This is a genomic window from Cohnella endophytica (assembly GCF_003628305.1).
Classification (GTDB): domain Bacteria; phylum Bacillota; class Bacilli; order Paenibacillales; family Paenibacillaceae; genus Cohnella; species Cohnella endophytica.
Map to the genome: position 1 here is coordinate 643,183 of NZ_RBZM01000005.1, position 20,541 is coordinate 663,723.

Sequence of the window (20,541 nt, forward strand, 5' to 3'; positions counted from 1 at the left end):
CTCGTCTTGACATGCTAACTGCGACAGACTACAATAAATATCAATTGTATCTTGCCTTGAATTCAATGACGGGAAGAAGTACTCCGACCCCACGCCCCCAGAGAGGAAAGCCACTTGGCTGCAAGCTTTCCGGCGATGATTGGACGAAAGACATCCTCGAGAACCCGATGCGAACGGCTATACCCTATAAACGAGGGGTAACGCTCATTAGCTTCGCGGCGTAGCCGGGCGTTAACCGGATTAAGCGCAAGCCTAAGAAGACCGCGTCCCCAATAATGGATGAAGGTATTTACGGCTTGAATGGCGGGTGGCACCGCGGGAGCATGTATATCGAGCTCTCGTCCCCGACGATCTTCGGATCGTCGCGGGGCGGGGGCTTTTTTTGATTTTCCGAAGAGGGAGCGAATGATTATGGGTTACCAGAAGCCATCGGGCACGCAAGATTTCTTGCCCGCAAAGACGGCGATGTGGCAATACGTAGAGAGCAAAGCGAGAGACTTGTGCCGGCGGTATCGTTATCAAGAAATCCGCACGCCGATCTTCGAAGGAACCGAGCTATTCAAACGGGGAGTCGGCGAGACGACGGACATCGTGGAGAAAGAGATGTACACGTTCCTGGATCGTCATACTCCGCCGAATAGCTTGACGCTTCGGCCGGAAGGGACGGCCGGCGTCGTTAGAGCTTACGTCGAGAACAAACTGTACGGAGAACCGGACATCGCGAAGTTGTACTACAGCGGGCCGATGTTCAGATATGAACGCGCGCAAGCCGGTCGTTACCGGCAGTTTCACCAATTCGGAGTCGAGGCGATTGGCTCAACCGACCCGGCGCTCGATGCCGAGGTGATCGCATTGGGGTATGCCTTCTATCGCGAGTTAGGTCTTACGGGCGTTTCGGTCGACCTGAATTCGGTCGGCACGCCGTCCGTCCGCGCGGAGTTTCGGGAGAAGCTGCTTGCTTTCCTCCGGCCGATAAAAGAAACGCTTTGCGGGGACTGCCAAGCGAGAATGGAACGAAATCCGCTTCGCGTGCTGGATTGTAAAGTCGATCAAGATAAGTTTGCGGACGCGCCGTCCATCCTCGACTGCCTTGACGAGGAGTGCGAAACGCATTTCGCTCGCGTGCGCGAGTGCTTGGACGAGATGGACATTCCATACAATATCAATCCTCGACTCGTACGCGGTTTGGATTACTATACGCACACCGCGTTCGAATACAAAGCTCAAGGCATCGGCGCTATCGATACGATCGGAGGCGGCGGCAGGTACAACGGTCTTGTGGAAGCAATCGGAGGAGAAGATCGTCCTGGCGTCGGCTTCGGGATCGGCTTGGAACGGACGCTACTGCTGCTCGACAGCCAAGGCGTGAAGCCGGAGTTGAACAACGGGGCGGACGTGTATCTTGTCGCGTTAGGAGAACGTGCGGAGAAGGCGTTGCCCGCTCTCGTGCAACGGCTGCGCAACGCGGGCGTATCGGCGGAACGCGACTATCTCGCGCGCAAGACCAAAGCTCAGTTCAAAGCGGCGGAACGCAGCGGGGCTAAGTTCGCGGCCGTTCTCGGCGACGACGAGCTTGACCGCGGGGAAATCTCGCTCAGGCCGATAACCGGAGGCGAGCAACAAGCGGTGAAGCTGGAACTTTTGGCGCAAACGATTCAAACACTTATTTCCACACCAGAAAAGGGGAACGAAATCTCATGATGCTCAAAAACATCGATTGCGGTAAATTAACGAAAGAAAACGTCGGCCAAACGGTCGTACTGAACGGCTGGGTGCAAGGCTGGCGCGATTTCGGAGGCATTCTGTTCATCGACCTTCGAGACCGTTCCGGGATCGTGCAAATCGTATTCAATCCGGAGTTTTCCGGTCAAGCGCTTGAATTAGGAAGCCGCGCGCGGAACGAATACGTGCTTGCCGTCAAAGGTACGATCGTCGAACGGGATTCGTCGACGTATAACCCGAATCTCGCGACCGGGGAAATCGAAGTTCAGGTGCAAGAAGTCGAGATCATTAACGCGGCCAAAACGCCTCCTTTCCCGATCGAAGACGGAGTAGAAGTAGACGAATCGTTGCGCTTGAAGTACCGCTACTTGGATTTGCGCCGTCCGGAAATGCAGAAGACGCTCTTGTTGCGTTCGAAAGCGACGAAAATATTCCGCGACTTCCTCGACGACAACGGCTTTATCGACGTCGAAACGCCGATACTGACGAAAAGCACGCCGGAAGGCGCGCGCGACTACCTCGTTCCTAGCCGGGTTCATCCGGGCGAGTTCTTCGCGTTGCCGCAATCGCCGCAGCTGTTCAAACAACTGCTCATGGTCGGTGGAATCGAACGTTATTACCAAGTGGCGCGTTGCTTCCGCGACGAGGATCTCCGGGCGGACCGTCAACCCGAATTCACGCAAATCGATATCGAGACTTCGTTCTTGTCCCAAGACCAATTGCTTGCGATGATGGAGCAGTTGATGGCTCGTCTGTTCCGCGAGACGGTCGGCGTCGAAATTCCGACTCCGTTCCAACGTCTCACTTACCATGACGCGATCCATAAATACGGTTCCGACAAGCCGGATCTTCGTTTCGGTCTCGAGATCGAAGACGTAACCGACATCGTAAAAGACAGCGAAGTCAAAGTGTTCGCATCCGTAGCCGCTTCCGGCGGCGTCGTGAAGGCGCTGAACGCCAAAGGCTGTGCGAGTTGGAGCCGCAAGGAGCTCGACGACCTGCAGCCGTTCGCGGCGCGCTACGGCGGCAAAGGAATCGCTTGGATTACCGTGAAGGACGGCGAATGGCGCGGACCGATCGTGAAGTTCTTCAAGCCGGAGGAAATCGCGGCTTTGACCGAGCGCCTAAACGTAGAAGAAGGCGACTTGCTGACGTTCTCCGCGGACAAACTCAAGACAGCTGCGGACGTCATGGGCAACCTTCGTCAGAAAGTCGGACGCGATCTCGGCCTGATCGACAACAAAGCGTACAAATTCCTATGGGTCGTCGACTTCCCGCTCCTCGGCTGGGATGAAGAAGGCAAACGATTCGTCGCCGAGCACCATCCGTTCACCCGCCCAAGCGACGAAGATCTTCCGTTGTTCGAATCCGATCCGGGTGCGATTCGCGCGCAAGCCTACGACATCGTCCTTAACGGCTACGAAGTGGGCGGCGGATCGATGCGGATTTACCGTCGCGAAGTTCAAGAGCAAATGTTCAAAGCGCTCGGATTCTCCCAAGAAGAAGCGCAAGAGAAGTTCGGCTTCTTCCTCGACGCGTTCGAATACGGCACGCCGCCTCACGGCGGAATCGCCTTCGGCTTGGATCGCCTGATCATGCTGCTGGCCGGCCGCACGAACTTGCGCGAGACGATCGCGTTCCCGAAAACCGCGAGCGCGACGGACTTGCTGTGCGATGCGCCGTCCCCGGTCACGGAGCGCCAACTGGACGACCTTCACGTACGTTTGTCGGCGAAAGCGATCGCAGCGCAAACGAAAAACGCTTCCCCGGCCGAGAACGAAGCGGCTTCGGCGGCGACAAGCCAGGTTTAAGCGAGAGGAGCAAGCGAACCGATGTTGCATCAGTTCTCGAGAACGGAACTCGCGATCGGGCCGGAAGGGCTGGACGTGCTTAAAGGCAGCACAGTCGCCGTGCTTGGCATCGGCGGAGTAGGCGGCATTGCCGCCGAAGCTCTGGCCCGGTCCGGAATCGGCCGAATCGTCTTGATCGATAAGGACGTCGTCGATATCACGAACGTAAATCGGCAGATTCACGCGCTCACGACGACGGTAGGCCAGCCTAAAGCGGATCTTATGAGAGATCGGATCAAGCTGATCAACCCGGATTGCGACGTGATCGCGCTGCGGATGTTCTATACGGAGGAGACGTACGAGGAGTTGTTTAAGTACCCGCTCGATTACGTCGTCGACGCTTCCGATACGATCTCCTACAAGATCCATCTCATCAAGCAATGCTTGGAACGCCGTATTCCCATCATTTCAAGCATGGGGGCGGCGAATAAAACGGATCCGACCCGTTTCCAGGTCGCGGACATATCGAAGACGACGGTCGATCCGATCGCCCGCGTCATTCGTAAGAAGCTGCGCAACGAGGGCATCAAGAAAGGCGTACAGGTCGTGTTCTCCACGGAGCTCCCGATCAAGCCCCGGGTAGACGTGACGGAGAAGATCGTTCCCGATACCGCGCCTAAAGACATTCGCAAGGCGCAGCAACCCCCGTCCAGCAACGCCTTCGTTCCGCCCGTGGCCGGGTTGATCATGGTCAGCGTCGTGTTCAAGGAACTTCTGGCGAAGGTGAACAAGCCTTATGAATGAGGCGTTAGTCAAAAAGCTCAGGTTGCCTAGCGAAGGGAAGATTGCCGTATTCAACGCCCCGGAAGGTTTTCTGGAGCAAATCGGCCTTGATTCGGAGCAAGCTGTGCCGATGGAAAGCGACTTCGGGACTTACGTCTACGTTCAACTATTCGCGGCTAACGTAGCGGATGTCGATCGTTTAGCCCCTAATGCGCTACGGGCCGTACATCCCGCTGGCATTGTGTGGCTCTGCTATCCGAAAGGAACGTCGAAAATAAAGACGGATCTCAATCGCGACAGCGGATGGTCGACCGTGCTGGCTGCAGGCTGGGAGGGCGTATCGCTCGTTTCCGTAGACGACACGTGGTCCGCCATGCGTTTCCGTCCCGTCGGAGCAGCAGGCCCCAGACCTCGTTCCAGCCCGGACGAGAGAAAATCGGCGAACAAGGTGCCTGCCGTTCCGTTGGAAACGCCTGCCGATCTGAGGGCAGCGCTCGCCGAGCACCCTGCGGCGGCCGCATTCTTCGAAGGACTCGCTCCTTCCCATCGGAAGGAATATATTGTATGGATCATCGAAGCGAAGCGCGAGGAAACGCGATCCTCTCGTATCCTGAAGGCGATCGAGAAACTGGACGGACGCTTGAAGAGGCCGTCGGATAAATAAGCATGCCATAATAAAAGGCTATACCCGGCATTAATAAACCGGGTATAGCCTTTTAAATTTTCAGAGGAAGGGGATACATTGGCCCTTTTTCACCGCAATTCTGCGCTTGTCTCTATCGGTGACGGATTTTTCATCATAGAATGATGGATCATTAATGGGAGGTGCAGATTCATTGAGCATAGAATTGCATAGCAAGGCTAGAGTCCGTCCGAAGCGTCGGCACCGTAGATGCAAATGTTGGAAAACGGTTAACGGCGGGAAGAAGAATCATACGAAGAAGGAAGAGACGCACGATCAACGTGAAGTCAACCCAACGCCTGGAAATAATATTCATCAAAATGGACATTTCGTCCGGGGCTACTGGGGAGAACCTATTTGGGTCTGGAATAGCCCTCAACCTATCGAAGGCAGGCCCGATGGGAAATCGGAAGGGCGTTCGGAAGGAAGAAGCAGCGGTCGCTCCGAAGGAAGAAGCAGCGGACGCTCGGAAGGAAGATCAAGCGGTCGTTCAGGCGGTCATGTCGGACATTCCGGTCCAATGCGCGGGCCGACGTACGGGCCAACGTACGGACCAACGTACGGACCAACGTACAGGCCAACGGTCGGGCCAACGGTCGGACCAACGGTCGGGAGACCTCATGAGCGGCCGTAAATAAACGATTGAATAGATGAATCGATCGAATCGGCTTAAGGCTTTCCCAAGGCGAGAATTCGCGGGAGGATAGCCTTTCTTTTATGGCTTGGTTCATGGTCATGAGCCGTTTCCGCGGATGCCGGGGCGACATACGCTGATCCAAACGAATCGACGCCGCATGCGGAAAGGCGGATACCGATTGCCCCTACCGGTCAGAGCTCTGGTCATTAGCGAAACGGCAATCCGGCAACTAGAGAACAATCTATGGAACGACAAATACGTCAAAGGCAATATCGTTACGAATGGAAAAACGATGCCGATATCGATCCGATACAGGGGTGGACATACCCGAAACTACCCGAAAAGATCGTACGAGGTCGTAAGCAATAATCGAACCTTCCACTACAATGCCGAATTCGACGATCCCTCGATGATTCGAAATGCGCTTTCGTTCGCTTTTTTTCCGCTTATCGGCGTGCCTGCTCCTCGTACTAAACACGTTCTCTTGAATCTCAACGGCAAACCGCATGGCGTATATTTGGAAATCGAGGGCGTGGAAAAACCGTTCTTCCGAAGGAGGAAACTCGGGGCATCTTCATTGTTCTACGCAATCAATAATCGAGCCGATTTCGGCATTCTCAATCCGGAAACGAACCGCAAGAAATCATCGCTGCTTACGGGATACGAGTATCGATTCGGTGCTTCAGCCGAGAAGGCGAGACTCAAGACATTCATTAAAGGATTGAATTTGTTGAACGGAGTCCGCGGCTTCGCTTTTATCAAGAAGCGGCTGGACGCGAACAACTATTTGCGCTGGCTGGCGGGCGCGGTGCTCACAGGAAATTACGACGGGTTCGAACAGAATTATGCCGTCTATAGAAGCCGCCCAACGGGAAAGTTGCGAATGATTCCATGGGATTATGAGGGAACTTGGGGGCGCAACTGCTACGGTCGAATCGTCCAAAGCGACCTAGTCTCGATAACGGGCTATAATAGCCTGACGCGCAAGTTATTATGTTATCCAAGTATCAGAGAGCAATACAAGCGGATATTGCAGAATGCGCTTGACGGCCCGTTTACGGAAAACAAGCTCATGCCGATCGCGGAAGGATTGCTTAGCCGGATCGCTCCATACATTCGCGAAGAAGGAGATCGGAAGCGGCCGTACGCCGAGTTTCTCGGCGAGTCCGGCGTCATTCGCGCTTATATCCGGGATAGAAGAGCGATCGTCAAGGCGGAGATGGAAAATCTATAAGAGAACGCTTGTTCCGATTCTCTTCCTGTCTTTAGGCGTTTCTGCTATGATGGAGAGAGAAGAAAGGCGGAATCAGCATGGATTTATTCAGCTTTGGCGAACAATCCGAGCCACGGGCACGTTTGCTGGCGGATCGGATGCGGCCCGAAACGCTGGACGAATATATCGGGCAAGAGCATATCGTCGGGCAAGGCAAATTGCTTCGGCGGGCCATCGAAGGGGACGTCGTGTCGTCTATCTTGTTATTCGGTCCTCCCGGCTGCGGAAAAACGACGCTTGCCCATATCATCTCCAAACAAACGAAAGGCGACTTCGTTCGCTTGAACGCGGTGGATGCAACCGTAAAAGACGTCAGGGAAGTCATCGAGCAAGCGGAAACCAACAAAAGCATGTATGGTCGCAAAACGACCTTGTTCTTGGACGAGGTGCACCGTTTTAACAGCGCTAGGCAAGATGCTTTGCTTCCATCCGTCGAAAGGGGAACGATCACCTTTATCGGGGCGACGACGGAAAATCCGTTTCACTCAGTCAACGGAGCATTGCTGTCCCGTTCCACGCTGTTCAGGCTAGAGCCTCTTACTAGAGAGCATTCCCTTCTAGCGATGCGGAGAGCGCTATCCGACAAAGGCAGAGGATTAGGCTTCATGAAGCTCGCGATCGAAGAGGAGGCGCTCGCGCACATCGCTTCGATGGCGAACGGCGATATTCGCCGCGCCCTGACCGCACTGGAACTAGCCGCCGTTACGACGCCTTCCGAACTGGACGGAACCGTGCGGGTAACGCTGGAAGTAGCCGAGGAGTCGATCCGGCAGCCTTCGATTCAAGCGGACGAGTCTACCCAGTACGATATATTATCGGCGTTCCATAAGAGCGTTAGGGGCTCCAGTGATGCGGCCTTGTTCTGGTTTCTGTACGCGGTAGAGAAGCTGGGCATGGATCCGATGGTATTCCTGCGACGGTTGACGGTAGCTTGCAGCGAAGATATCGGGCTCGCGAATCCTCAAGCGATGGTTCAAGCGGTGAGCGCAATGGAAGCGTACCATCGGATAGGTTGGCCCGAAGCCAAATACATCGTAGCACAAGCGATTCTATTCGCTGTCGAGAGTCCCAAGTCCAATGCGATCGCCGTGACGATCGGCAAGATGATGGCATCCTTCGACGCGCTCAAATCCGCGGAGGTACCCATGCATCTTCGGGACGGACATTATAGCGGCTCGAAGCAACTCGGGCATGTGGGTTATCAGTATCCGCACGATTTCCCCGGACATTACGTCGATCAGAACTATTTTCCGGACAAGCTGTCTTCTCCGGTGTTCTATGAGGCGACCGAGCAAGGCATGGAGGATAAAATCCGGCAAAATCAGTTGAAAAGAAGGGCGAACCGAAAGAAAAAGTAAAAAACGTTCGCAATTCATTGGAATCGGGGATATCCGGCCTTTTCGTTCGAAAATCCGGCATAGGTGGCAGGCTGATGCGAATAGAGATGGATACTACGGCGAATTACGCGGTCAATCGCCGTTTGACGGAGCGCCCCAAACCGTCTAAGCTATATAGAACAACTAGAATCGACGGGAATTCGTTGGCTTAACGCAGTTTTTCATCATTTTTCAATATATAAAGGAGGTGTACCTATCCTCTCCGACGGAGAGAATAGGGATGATTTGGATAGTGACCCCTTTCCATTAAGCGTGGACTTGGTCTTGATCGTATTGTTGGTGTTTCTTAACGGTTTCTTCGTAGCGGCGGAATTCGCCATGGTTAAAGTGCGAGGCTCGAGGATCGATACGCTCGCGCAGGAAGGACATAAGAAGGCGAAGATCGCCACTCATCTGGTGGAAAACCTGGATGCTTATTTGTCCGCTTGCCAGCTTGGTATCACGCTCGCTTCGCTAGGCCTCGGTTGGATCGGGGAACCCGCGATCGCCAGGATGCTGGAACCGATGTTCCATTCCTTGGGTTTTAGCGACAAGCTCGTGCACCCGTTCTCGTTCATTATCGGCTTCACGGTCATTACGGTGCTTCATATCGTGCTCGGCGAACTGGCTCCCAAAACCGTAGCCATCCGCAAAGCCGAGATCGTCACCTTATGGACGGCTAGACCGCTAATGTTCTTCCGCAAAGTAATGAGCCCATTCATCTGGGTACTTAACGGAACGGCAAGCTTGCTTCTGAGGCCATTCGGCATCGACACGAAAGAAGCATCGCACTCCGCGCATACGGAGGAAGAAATCCGGATCCTAGTAAAGGAAAGCCACGAGAGCGGATTGATCGACAAGACGGAACTCACGCTGGTGGATAACATATTCGAATTCGCGGAAACGAACGCCCGCGAAATCATGATTCCGAGAACGGAAATGAGTTGTCTATACGGTAACCTTTCGTTCGAGGAAAACAAGGGCATCGCCCTTCGCGAGATGCATACGCGTTATCCGGTGTGCGAGAAAGACAAGGATAATATTATCGGTTTCGTTCATATCAAGGACTTATTAAAAGTACCCGACAATTCGATCCACGATATCCGCGATCTGATGCGGCCGATGACGACCATTCCCGAGAGCATGCCGATCAGCGCGTTGCTCAAGCTGATGCAGAAGCGCAAATCGCAGATCGCCATTTTGATAGACGAATACGGCGGCACCTCCGGTATGGTTACGCTGGAAGATATCATGGAAGAAATCGTAGGAGAAATTCAGGACGAATTCGACGAAGAACGTCCCGACTTGGAGAGACGGGACGACAACACCTTTTCGATTAGCGGAATGATGCTTATCGAGGAAGTGAATAGCTTCTTCGGACTTGATATTTCTACTGAGGATTACGACACGATAGGTGGCTGGATTTACTCGCAGATCGAGAATCCGCCTAAGAAGAACCAGTTTGTCATTTCGGAAGAAGGCTTCCGGTTCACGATCGAGGAGACCGACCATTTACGCGTCTCGAGATTAATGGTGACGCGCGCGGAGAATACCGACTGGGAGCCTCAGGCGGAGACGGGCTAAACGGAATAGGGAAGACCGAACAAAGGCGATACGGCCTTGTTCGGTCTTTTTTTCGTACGCGTGAAGATGGTTATACGCTTCCTCTGCGAAGATGGACGATCAAAAATCCGACGGTTCCGACCAAGGCGAAGATGGCTCCGGCACGGAACACGTACGCTAAGCCGAGCGCGTCGTACAACCATCCGCCGAGCGTACCCGCGATGAGGCCGGCCAAGCCGGACCAGACGACCGCGAAGACCGCTTGACCGGAGGACCGGTACTCGTCCGGGATGAGGGCTTGCAGGCAGCGCAGAGCCGTTATGTAGAAAATCGCGAAGGTCAGGGAGTGCATCGCCTGCAATGCGACCATCATCCAGGGTTCGTTGGAAAAGCTAAGCAGTCCTAGCCGTACGACGTAGAAGAAGCTCGCGATAGCGAGTAAAGGCAACTCGCGGAAACGGTGCCCGAACTTCGCGAGCAAGAAGAACATCGGGATTTCGCTAACGGCGGACGCGAGCGAAGCATAACCGATGACCGCATCGTCGGCGCCGATTTCTCTCATAGCGATCGCGAGGAATCCTTCGTTAATTCGGTGAGCGACCGAGACGACCATGATGAGAGCGAAGAAAGCGACCGTTTCTCTTTTGCGCAGCAGTCCCCAAAGCCCGCCGAATTCGAATTTGCGCAAGCTAGCTTGGAAATTTCCAAGAGACAGGGAGAGTACAATCGATACACCGAGCGTGCACAAAGTCAGTATGACCGTCAAGTCGGAGCCGTACTTCTTCAGCAAGTAGCCGAACAGAACCGCGCAGAGCGCATAGCCGAGCGAACCGAACATGCGAATGGACGGAAAGCTTCGTTTCATCTGGTCGGCGGCTAACAGGGATACGCTATCCAGCATCGAATTGACGGGCGTCTGAAATAAATAAAAAAACGCCATAATTCCCGCCATGATCCCGAACTCCTTCTGGGGCATGAGCAGCGATAACGCCACGATTTGCATAAAATACACCAGGGTAAGAATCCGACGCAAATTTTTGGTCCTGTCGCTCAGCAACCCTACGGCCAAGTTGGCAATAATCGACAAGAACGGACCGATCGAATAGATCGCTCCGATCTGGAGCTTCGAAAACCCGACGCTCGCGAAGTAGAGCGGGAAGAAAGTAACGAGCAACACCATCGTCGCGTAGTTCGCGAACTGCATCGATCGGAGTATCAAGAGTTGCCCCCGCATAGATTGCATTGTACTCATGCCGTAAAGCTCCTATCTAATCTTATAATTTTCCCGTGAACCCGGACAGATGGCGACGCCGGAAAAGCCAAGCCAATAACGATAATTCGGCCAATACACCGCAGGATTGAGCCAGAGATCCCAACACGCCGTTCCATCCCGGCAGGAATAATACGAGAAGCACGATGCAGATAGCGGTTAGGGCCGCGTTCGCGAGTTGCGAGGCGAACATGAGCTTCGTCTCTCCATGCGCCATCACGATGCCGTTTAACGTATCAAGCCAAGGGAAGAGCAATACGAAAGGAAGAAATCCGCGCAATGCGTGGATACATGCGTGCAGCAGCTCTCCTCTGACTCCGAGAATATGGTAGAACATCCAAGGTCCTAGCGGCGTAAACGCTAAGCCGATCATCAAAATTGGCGGAACGAAGCCGAGCAACAGCGTGAATCTGCGGACGATCGCCGGATTCGTCTTGACGAAGAGCAACGCGATTTGGTGAAAGTATGTAAAGAAGCCCAGAACGAGGTTCATGAGGCTGCCTGCCACCGCGAAGGAAGCGACGGCTAACGTTCCTCTTGTCGTCGTGCCGAGGAGCGCGTTCATAATCGGTAACAGCCAGACGACGACCAAGGACGAATAAAGCAACGGATTATAGAACGCCGCCACTTCCTTCGGCCGCGTAACCTCGCACTCGACCGATTTCTCGGGCATTTTCTTCAGCAGTCGCGTAGCTTCCCACATGCTAATGCCGGCTTCGATCATCATACCGAATACGAAGATGATCGTGCCTTGCAAAGCGCTATCCACGCCGACCCGCAGGAAATATTGGGAAAGAAGGAACATCCCGCCCAATCGGAATATCATGGCTATCGTCAGCCAACGCGTCCGCATTTTGTAAATAATGATACCTTGATACAAGCAACGCACGCCGGAAAAAACGGATAAAAACATCAAAGCATAGTAAGCATGGACCGCTTCCCGCTCGACGATCGGATCGGCACCGTAGGCGCCTCCGAATATCCAATGCCCGAACGGCGTATAAGCGACGAGCCCGCCGAAAACGAGCGAAGCTCCGAAAACGTAGAAGCCGACTTGCCGGACGGCTCGGAACGATATTCGGTCCCGGACGAGAGCGGAACAGGTCTGTCGAAACAAGACGCCAGGTTTTTCCGTTACGCCGAGCAAGCTCATCGCGAGAGCGTACCCGGCCAGAATGATCTCTTGGTTGTCCGATCTCGCTAGCGTTCCGTTTATGATGACATGGGATAAATTGATTAATAATACCGAAATGCCCATCGGAATAAAAAACAGGAAAAGCCGTCTCAACGAGACCGGCTCATGATTGGAAGCCATAGTTAGTGTGCTCCTTAAATGGGTCGTCAAGTTCATTTCGTCTGATCAGCTTGTATTATAGCAGATATGGATTGTCTTTCGGGGACGAAATTCGGACAATAGTGCTGGATTTCGGGGCTCTGAAATGATAAATTAAAGAATAATGTTTTTTTATAGGCTCTAGAGATAAGATTGGGTGACCGACGATGCGGATAGGCGATGGCTGGCTCGAACGCCAGTTCGAATATAGCGATAGGCACGGAATTCCCATTCCTAGCCTGGAGTGCGAATGGGAAGAGCTTAGCCTGGATTGTCAAACCGCGATACTGGAAAGATGGGAATTGATTCGCGGCAGCATACCGGACCGGATCATGGGCTTTGAAGCTATGATTCGAATCCAACAGCAACGGCTGTTCGAAGAAGAAGACTTCATCCAATCCTGTCGGATTAACGGAGAGATTGCCGATCTGGCAAGCCGGATCAACGATTTGAACATTTGGTTTCGCACGAGCCAGGATTTGTCTGGGGGCGGCGAATCGAAGCAGCATGTCGGATAGAACCGCGCGGAGGAAAAATGAAATGAAGAGCCAAAGCCTATTGGAGGGGAAGGCGCCTCGTGGGCCGTTCACGCTAATGAAGAGGGTATATAAATACATTTTACCCGAGGTGCGCGCCGAGCTGGCGCGTTGGAAGATCAGAGCAAACGAGATTCCGGACCCGGAATTAAGAAAACAAGCGCTCGATAGCATGAACACGAAGCAGTTCCATTGCGAAGGCGGAGGAGTTTACGCCGCGGCGAATCTGGAGCAACGTCATGTGTTGATACCGCTAATCGTGGCGCTCCAGACGATAAGCGATTACTTGGACAATCTATGCGATCGCAGCACTTCCTTGGACCCGAACGATTTCCGATTGCTGCATCAGAGCATGCTCGATGCCGTAACGCCGGAAGCGCAAACCGTGAATTATTACGAGCTGAGGGATGAGCAGGAAGACGGCGGTTACTTGGCCGCGCTTGTCGCGCAATGCAGAAGCTCCATCGCGGCATTGCCTTCCTATCGGCATGTTCAGAAGCATGTAATCGAGCTTGTCCAGTTGTACGCGGACTTGCAAGTCTACAAGCATATCGCCCATTCGCAGCGCGAACGGGAACTGCTCGATTGGTGGGATCGGCATTCATCCCGTTATCCGCAATTGAGGTGGAACGAGTTCGCTGCCGCGACGGGTTCGACATTGGGTATGTTCATGCTGTTTCTTGCGGCCAGCGATCGAGAGCTCGGAGCCAATCAAGCGGATGAAATCCGCGACCATTATTTTCCGTCCATATGCGGATTGCACATTTTGCTCGATTACTTGATCGACCAAGCGGAGGACCGGATCGGCGGAGACTTGAATTTCTGCAGCTATTACGAGGACCAAAGCGCGTTGAACGACCGAATGGGTCAGATGGTGCGAGCGGCTCGGGAATCCGCCGACAAGCTTCCGTTCGGACATTTTCACCGAATGATCGTGGAAGGACTCGTGGCGCTCTATTTGTCCGACCCGAAAGTCCGCGATCAGCGGGACGTTAGACGGACGGCCAAGCTTCTTATGAAAGGGAGCCCATGGACTCGAGTTTTCTTCTGGCTGAACAGCCATTGGATAAGAAAAGCGATGTAGCGTTACACCTAGTATTGGGAGGAATCGGACATGAGTGAAGTAAAGAAAATCGCCGTACTGACGAGCGGCGGGGATTCGCAAGGAATGAACGCGGCGGTTCGCGCCGTCGTAAGAAGCGCCTTGTTTCGCGGCCTTGAAGTTTACGGCGTTCAGCGGGGGTACCAAGGGCTGTTGAATCAAGATTTGCGTCAGATGGATCTGCGCAGCGTCGGCGATATCATCCAGCGCGGAGGCACGATTCTGCAGACTGCTCGCTGCAAGGAGTTCATGACCGCCGAAGGGCAACAGCGCGGAGCCGAAGTTCTTCGCGAGCAAGGGATCGACGGTCTCGTCGTCATCGGCGGAGACGGTTCTTATCAAGGAGCCAATAAACTTAGCAAGCTAGGGATCAAGACGATGGGCTTGCCCGGAACGATAGATAACGATATTCCGTTTACGGACTTTACGATCGGCTTCGATACGGCCGTAAGCATCGTCGTGGACGCGATCAATAAGCTGCGCGATACGATGACTTCCCACGAGAGATCGTCGGTCGTGGAAGTTATGGGACGCCATTGCGGGGATATCGCTTTGTATGCCGGACTAGCGAGCGGAGCGGAAGCGATACTCGTACCCGAAGTTCCCCATGATATCAAGGATATTTCCGAGCGAATGAAAGAAAACTTCCAGAAGGGCAAACGGCACGGTATCGTCATCGTTGCCGAGGGAGTATGCAGCGGGGAAGAGGTAGCGAGACAAATTACCGAGTTCAGCGGCATTGAACCTCGCGTTACCGTATTAGGTCATATTCAACGCGGCGGATCGCCGACGCACAACGATCGGATTCTTGCCAGCCAATTGGCCGATTTTGCGGTACAACGTCTGCAAGAAGGCGATTCCGGCAAAGGGATCGGCATTATCAAAGGCGAATTCGTGGCTACGGATATCGAGAAGGTCATCACCACGAAAAAATCCTTTAATTTGGATTTGTATAACTTAGCGCTCAGATTGGCGCAATAATAAAGCCGAGCGAAGGGACTGCCCAAGGGGATCGTACAATCCATTGGGCAGTTCTTTTGCGAATAGAGAGACGAGGGGACCTGGATAATGTTTCTATATAAGTTGGAAGTTCTACTCGCGGATCGGGAAGTCGTTCTCATCGTAATGGGAGATTCCGATGAAGAGGTAATGAACGAAGCGGAGATGCACCTGTCCAAATATTACGTCGTTCCGCCCGTAATCCGCGAAATCGTGCTTGTTGAGAAGAAGCGCGCTAACAAGGGATCCGCTTACGTTATCGAACAAAAATGAAGCGGTTTCAAGAAAAAGTCGACACCGATCGCAGGTATCGGCTTTTTGTATGCAATTTACTCTAGCGCGGAATCCTATTATCCATTATAATAGCGGAGAAGAACATAATTTCACCATGTATGAACAAAATTTCAAAAAAATTTTCTCTCTGAATGGTGTGACTTTTGTTGGAAAACGACAAAATTAAAAAGGTGATCGAAGCCGCGAAACTTTACTACCAACTGGACTATAGCCAGAATCAGATCGCGGATGCCCTTGGCGTGTCTAGGCCGACGGTATCGAGACTCCTACAGCAAGCGAAAGCGGAAGGCATCGTTACGATCGAGATTAAGGATCCGACGGAAGATGTCGAAGTGCTGCGCAACCTGCTAAAAGAAAGATTCGAACTGAAGCAAGCCGTAGTCGCCTTTACCCCGACTTACGAAGATAGCATCGTCAAGAAGTACATTGGGCAAGCAGCCGCGTCTTACTTGACGGAGATAGTCAAAGATGGGGATACGATCGGGGCTTCATGGGGATCGACAATGTATCAGGTCGCGTTGCAACTGAAATCCAAATCCCTGATTAATTCGTACGTGGTTCAATTGAATGGCGGCGTTAGCGACGCGGATGTGCACATTTCTCCATCGGAAATTGTTCATTTGTTCGGCAAGGCATTTAACATCATGCCTTACTTCATGTATTTGCCGGCAATCGTGGATCATATTCTCGTTAAGCAGTCGATGATGACGGACCGTCACATTCGCCGCGTGATGGATATGGGCAAGAGCGCGAATATCGCCGTGTTTACGGCAGGTTCGCTAACTCCGGACTCCGTACTCATCAATTCGAATTATTTCCGGGAAGACGAACTTGAGATCGTGAAGAAAAAGGCGGTCGGAGACATCTGCTCGAGGTATTACGACAGCAACGGAGAGATGTGCTTACCTAGTCTGGACGAACGTACGGTCGGCATCGAGTTGGCGGATTTGAAAAACAAAGAGCACTCGATTCTCGTCGCGGGCGGACCTTCCAAGATTAACGCAATCTACGGAGCGTTGAAGGGCAGATACGGCAATACGCTTGTGACGGATCAAATCACGGCAAAAGCATTACTTAAAAAATTGGAACAACAGGAGAAATGATTATGATGACCCCAGAACAAATCGCAGGAATGATCGATCACACTCTGTTAAGCGCGGTAAGCACGGAAGCGGAAGTCATCCGCATTTGCTCCGAAGCGAAGCAATACGGTTTCGCGACCGTGTGCGTGAATCCATACTGGGTACCCGTTGCCTCCCGCGAGCTCGCGGGCAGCAAAGTTGGACTTACTACTGTAATCGGTTTCCCTCTCGGCGCTAGCCGTACGGAAATTAAGGCAGTTGAAGCTTCCGATGCGATCGCGGCTGGAGCAACGGAAATCGACATGGTGCTTAACGTCGGAGCCCTGAAGTCCGGAATGGTAGATGCGGTAAAACAAGATATCGAAGCCGTCGTCGCGGCATGCGCGGGTAAGGCGCCTTTGAAAGTAATTATCGAAACGTGTTACTTGACGGATGAGGAGAAACGCCAAGCATCGCTATTGTGCAAAGAAGCGGGAGCGGATTTCGTTAAGACGTCGACAGGATTCGGTACGGGCGGCGCCACGGTAGAGGATATCGCGCTCATTCGTCATGTCGTAGGTCCGGAAATGGGAATTAAAGCTTCCGGCGGAGTTCGCGATCTTGAAATCGCTCGCAAGCTCATTCAAGCCGGCGCTACGCGTCTGGGAGCGAGTTCTTCCATCGCGATCGTCACCGGCGGGGTTGGCCAAGGCTATTAAAGGCTATGCTGACGATAGCGAGTTACGGGGAGGTAATAAAGCAATGAGAACGGTAGACTTAATTACGAAAAAACGCGACGGCGGAGAACTTACTAAAGAGGAAATAAACATCCTCATTCGCGGTTACACGGACGGATCGGTTCCCGATTACCAGATGTCCGCGATGGCGATGGCGATTTTCTTCAAAGGAATGACTCCTACCGAAAGAGCCGATCTGACGATGGCGATGGTCCATTCCGGGGAAACGATCGATTTGTCCGGCATCGACGGAATCAAGGTGGATAAACACAGTACTGGCGGCGTGGGCGACACAACGACTCTCGTGCTCGCTCCGCTGGTCGCCTCGATCGGCGTACCCGTCGCGAAGATGTCGGGACGCGGTCTCGGACATACCGGCGGAACGATCGATAAACTGGAATCCGTCCCCGGATTTCATGTCGAGATCGATAACGAACAATTTCTCGAGCTCGTCAATCGCAACGGATTGGCGGTTATCGGACAAAGCGATAATCTAACTCCTGCCGATAAGAAGCTGTATGGTTTACGCGACGTAACCGGAACGGTGAATTCGATTCCGCTAATCGCAAGCTCGATCATGAGCAAGAAGATCGCATCCGGAGCGGACGCGATCGTGCTCGATGTGAAAACAGGTGACGGCGCTTTCATGAAAGAATTGTCCGAGGCGGAAGAATTGGCGGCGTGCATGGTCGATATCGGTAACCGCGTCGGTCGCCGTACGATCGCCGTACTGTCGGACATGAGCCAGCCTTTGGGCAATGCGATCGGTAATGCCTTGGAAGTGCGGGAAGCAATCGATACGCTTCGGGGAGTCGGTCCGGAGGACCTTACGGAACTTTGCTTGACTCTTGGCAGCCATATGGCCGTCCTTGCGGGCGTAGCGTCCGATCAACAAGCCGCTCGTAAAATGCTGGAGCAATCCATCGCGAATGGACATGCCCTCGAGAAGTTCAAATTGTTCTTGTCCGCGCAGGGCGGGGATGCGTCCGTCGTGGACGAACCGGAACGGTTGCCTTCGGCGAAGTATCGCTTCGAGGTGCCCGCGAAAGCTGCGGGATACGTATCGTCGATCGCCGCAGAGAATATGGGACTGGCGGCCATGCTCCTCGGAGCGGGGCGCGCGACCAAGGAGTCGAGCATCGACTTGGCCGTCGGAATCTTTCTTCACAAGAAAGTCGGGGATTCGGTTAAAGACGGCGAATCTTTAGCTACGATTCATGCCAACGGCGAGTCTGTAAGCGACGTCATTACTCAAATATACAAGTCGATACAGATTCAGGAAAATCCGGTCAATCCTCCTCCTTTATTAGTGGGAGAAGTGAAATAGTATTGACGACGTACAAGCAGTTGGTAATAATGGGGTATACTTTTTTAAGGGGGTGATTTGAAAATGGGCCAGTTGCTTCAGCGAATGGAAGAGGCGAAATCCTATATTCAGTCACAAATTAACGTTCAGCCGACAATCGGATTGATTCTGGGTTCCGGTCTGGGCGAACTCGCCGACGACATTCAAGACGCTGTTCGCATCGCTTACGAATCGATTCCGCATTTCCCGGTATCGACCGTCGAAGGGCATGCAGGCCAGCTCGTAACGGGCCGACTCCATAATCAGACCGTTATCGCAATGCAAGGGCGGTTTCATTATTACGAGGGCTATTCCATGCAAGAGGTCACTTTCCCCGTTCGCGTAATGAAAGCGTTGGGAGTTGACCACCTTATCGTTACGAATGCTTGCGGAGGCATGAATCCCGACTTCAAGGCGGGAGATTTGATGCTGATCTCCGATCATTTGAACATGACCGGGGCAAATCCGCTCATCGGAGCGAACGAGCCTGCATTGGGGCCGAGATTTCCGGATATGAGCCGAGCGTACACACCAGAATTGCTCGAACTCGTAGCGGAGACGGCACAGTCGCTTGGCATTCAAGTGCAACGCGGCGTTTATGCCGGAATTACGGGGCCTACTTACATGACCCCCGCGGAGCTGATCATGCTGCGCAAAATGGGCGGAGATGCCGTTGGGATGTCGACGGTTCCCGAGGTAATCGTGGCAAGCCATATGGCGATGAAAGTTATCGGAATCTCTTGCGTCACGGATATGGCTATCGGTGAGGAGCTCGAGCCGTTAAGCCACGAGCAGGTTATCGAAGTGGCCAATCGCACGAAGCCGATATTTATCTCCCTTGTTAAAGAGATCGTATCGCGGCTGTAAGGCGATCGAACGACAATCGTTACTCCGGGTTTTATGTAGTACAACCATATAACCATTAATTATCCAGAAGGAGAGACACAAATGAAAAAATCGACAAAGATTTTCACAGGAATTATGCTCGTCGCTTCCCTTGCTTTAACGGCTTGCGGAGCGAAAAACAACACAAACAACGGGGCTAGCTCCCCAAGCGCAAGCGCACCTGCAAGCCCGAGCGCTTCCGCCGACAACAGCGGCAAAGGCTTCAAAATCGCTATGGTTACCGACGTAGGCGGAGTAAACGACAAATCGTTTAACCAAGGCGCATGGGAAGGTCTCAAAAAGCTGGAAGCCGACACAGGCGCAAGCGTGAAATACCTCGAGAGCAAAGAAGCAACGAACTACTTGACGAACATGAACCAATTCGTTCGCGACAAATACAACCTGACTTGGGGTATCGGCTTCTTGATGGGCGATGCAGTTAAAGACGCTGCTACGAAAAACCCTGATGCTCAGCTTGCAATCATCGACAACGTAGTAGATGCACCTAACGTGGCTTCCATTACGTTCGCCGAGAACGAAGGTTCGTTCCTCGTTGGCGTAGTTGCGGGTCTGACGACGAAAACGAACAAAATCGGATTCGTAGGCGGAATCGAGATTCCGGTTATCAAACGTTTCGAACTTGGTTTCGTAGCGGGCGTTAAAGCGGTAAATCCGGATGCGAAAGTTACAGTTGTGTACACTGGCGCGTTCGACAAAGCGGATCTTGGTAAAGCGGCTGCGGCTTCGCTGTACAACGACAAAAACGACATCATTTTCCACGCTGCCGGCGGTACTGGAAACGGCGTCTTCAACGAAGCGAAAGAGCGCAACAAAACGGCTGCCGCTGACAAAAAAGTATGGGTTATCGGCGTAGATAAAGACCAATCCATCGAGTTCGGCGACGACGTTACGTTGACATCTATGTTGAAACGCGTTGACCAAGCGGTTTACACGGTATCCAAAGAATTGATCGCTGGCGATTTCCCTGCTGGTAAAATCACGGTGCTAGGTCTGAAAGACGATGCGGTTGGTTTGCCTGACACTTCTTCCAAAAACGTATCCAAAGAAATCTTGGATAAAGTAGAAGAGTACAAACAAAAAATCATCAGCGGCGAAATCACGGTACCGACTGCCCAATAATCAATAACCGATA

19 protein-coding genes are annotated in these 20,541 nt (G+C 52.9%); 17 read left to right on the forward strand and 2 right to left on the reverse strand.

Features of this window, described 5'->3' with window-relative positions:
* Positions 1-411 precede the first annotated feature (411 nt).
* From hisS to D7Z26_RS13040, 8 genes are all read left to right on the forward strand, one after another.
* Positions 412-1,701 carry a histidine--tRNA ligase gene (gene hisS, locus D7Z26_RS13005; protein ID WP_120977604.1) on the forward strand — a complete coding sequence of 430 codons (1,290 nt, stop codon included), beginning with the start codon at positions 412-414 and terminating at the stop codon, positions 1,699-1,701.
* Positions 1,698-3,533 carry an aspartate--tRNA ligase gene (gene aspS, locus D7Z26_RS13010; protein WP_120977386.1) on the forward strand — a complete coding sequence of 612 codons (1,836 nt, stop codon included), beginning with the start codon at positions 1,698-1,700 and terminating at the stop codon, positions 3,531-3,533. Before hisS ends, aspS begins: the two co-directional genes overlap by 4 nt.
* Positions 3,534-3,554: 21 nt before the next feature.
* Positions 3,555-4,316, forward strand: a complete 762-nt coding sequence (locus D7Z26_RS13015) for a tRNA threonylcarbamoyladenosine dehydratase (RefSeq protein WP_120977387.1) — start codon at positions 3,555-3,557, stop codon at positions 4,314-4,316.
* On the forward strand, positions 4,309-4,959 hold the full coding sequence (locus tag D7Z26_RS13020; RefSeq protein ID WP_120977388.1) for a YdeI/OmpD-associated family protein: 651 nt from the start codon (positions 4,309-4,311) through the stop codon (positions 4,957-4,959). The genes D7Z26_RS13015 and D7Z26_RS13020 overlap by 8 nt, the downstream gene beginning before the upstream one ends.
* Positions 4,960-5,375: 416 nt before the next feature.
* Positions 5,376-5,615, forward strand: coding sequence for a hypothetical protein (locus tag D7Z26_RS13025; RefSeq protein WP_120977389.1), 240 nt, complete (start codon positions 5,376-5,378; stop codon positions 5,613-5,615).
* A 114-nt stretch (positions 5,616-5,729) separates the two neighbouring features.
* Entirely contained in the window at positions 5,730-6,848 is a 1,119-nt protein-coding gene (locus tag D7Z26_RS13030; protein ID WP_233566847.1) for a CotH kinase family protein, read from the forward strand.
* Between the two features lie 77 nt (positions 6,849-6,925).
* Positions 6,926-8,245 carry a replication-associated recombination protein A gene (locus D7Z26_RS13035; RefSeq protein WP_120977390.1) on the forward strand — a complete coding sequence of 440 codons (1,320 nt, stop codon included), beginning with the start codon at positions 6,926-6,928 and terminating at the stop codon, positions 8,243-8,245.
* 264 nt (positions 8,246-8,509) lie between these two features.
* Positions 8,510-9,847, forward strand: coding sequence for a hemolysin family protein (locus tag D7Z26_RS13040; RefSeq protein WP_120977391.1), 1,338 nt, complete (start codon positions 8,510-8,512; stop codon positions 9,845-9,847).
* A 70-nt stretch (positions 9,848-9,917) separates the two neighbouring features.
* Here D7Z26_RS13040 and D7Z26_RS13045 read toward each other — a convergent pair whose 3' ends face one another.
* Entirely contained in the window at positions 9,918-11,078 is a 1,161-nt protein-coding gene (locus D7Z26_RS13045) for an MFS transporter (protein ID WP_120977392.1), read from the reverse strand.
* Positions 11,079-11,100: 22 nt separating this feature from the next.
* Positions 11,101-12,411 carry a multi antimicrobial extrusion protein MatE gene (locus D7Z26_RS13050; RefSeq protein WP_120977393.1) on the reverse strand — a complete coding sequence of 437 codons (1,311 nt, stop codon included), beginning with the start codon at positions 12,409-12,411 and terminating at the stop codon, positions 11,101-11,103.
* A 185-nt stretch (positions 12,412-12,596) separates the two neighbouring features.
* Between D7Z26_RS13050 and D7Z26_RS13055 the strand changes: the two genes are divergently transcribed.
* The 9 genes from D7Z26_RS13055 to D7Z26_RS13095 all read left to right on the forward strand — a co-directional run bounded on the left by D7Z26_RS13055 (position 12,597) and on the right by D7Z26_RS13095 (position 20,528).
* Positions 12,597-12,947, forward strand: a complete 351-nt coding sequence (locus tag D7Z26_RS13055; protein WP_120977394.1) for a hypothetical protein — start codon at positions 12,597-12,599, stop codon at positions 12,945-12,947.
* 22 nt (positions 12,948-12,969) lie between these two features.
* A complete protein-coding gene (locus tag D7Z26_RS13060) occupies positions 12,970-14,049 on the forward strand; it encodes a tetraprenyl-beta-curcumene synthase family protein (RefSeq protein WP_120977395.1) in 1,080 nt (359 codons plus the stop codon).
* A gap of 30 nt (positions 14,050-14,079) precedes the next feature.
* Positions 14,080-15,048 (forward strand): 6-phosphofructokinase, encoded by a 969-nt coding sequence (pfkA, locus tag D7Z26_RS13065; RefSeq protein ID WP_120977396.1) that lies wholly within the window; start codon positions 14,080-14,082, stop codon positions 15,046-15,048.
* An 87-nt stretch (positions 15,049-15,135) separates the two neighbouring features.
* Positions 15,136-15,339, forward strand: coding sequence for a DUF3906 family protein (locus D7Z26_RS13070; protein WP_120977397.1), 204 nt, complete (start codon positions 15,136-15,138; stop codon positions 15,337-15,339).
* 167 nt (positions 15,340-15,506) lie between these two features.
* Positions 15,507-16,463, forward strand: a complete 957-nt coding sequence (locus D7Z26_RS13075; protein WP_120977606.1) for a sugar-binding transcriptional regulator — start codon at positions 15,507-15,509, stop codon at positions 16,461-16,463.
* A gap of 5 nt (positions 16,464-16,468) precedes the next feature.
* Positions 16,469-17,140 (forward strand): deoxyribose-phosphate aldolase, encoded by a 672-nt coding sequence (gene deoC, locus D7Z26_RS13080; protein ID WP_120977607.1) that lies wholly within the window; start codon positions 16,469-16,471, stop codon positions 17,138-17,140.
* 43 nt (positions 17,141-17,183) lie between these two features.
* Positions 17,184-18,485 carry a pyrimidine-nucleoside phosphorylase gene (locus D7Z26_RS13085; RefSeq protein WP_120977398.1) on the forward strand — a complete coding sequence of 434 codons (1,302 nt, stop codon included), beginning with the start codon at positions 17,184-17,186 and terminating at the stop codon, positions 18,483-18,485.
* 63 nt (positions 18,486-18,548) lie between these two features.
* Complete coding sequence (locus tag D7Z26_RS13090; protein WP_120977399.1) at positions 18,549-19,370, forward strand: purine-nucleoside phosphorylase; 822 nt, start codon at positions 18,549-18,551, stop codon at positions 19,368-19,370.
* A gap of 81 nt (positions 19,371-19,451) precedes the next feature.
* Positions 19,452-20,528 (forward strand): BMP family lipoprotein, encoded by a 1,077-nt coding sequence (locus tag D7Z26_RS13095; RefSeq protein ID WP_120977400.1) that lies wholly within the window; start codon positions 19,452-19,454, stop codon positions 20,526-20,528.
* Positions 20,529-20,541: the final 13 nt, after the last annotated feature.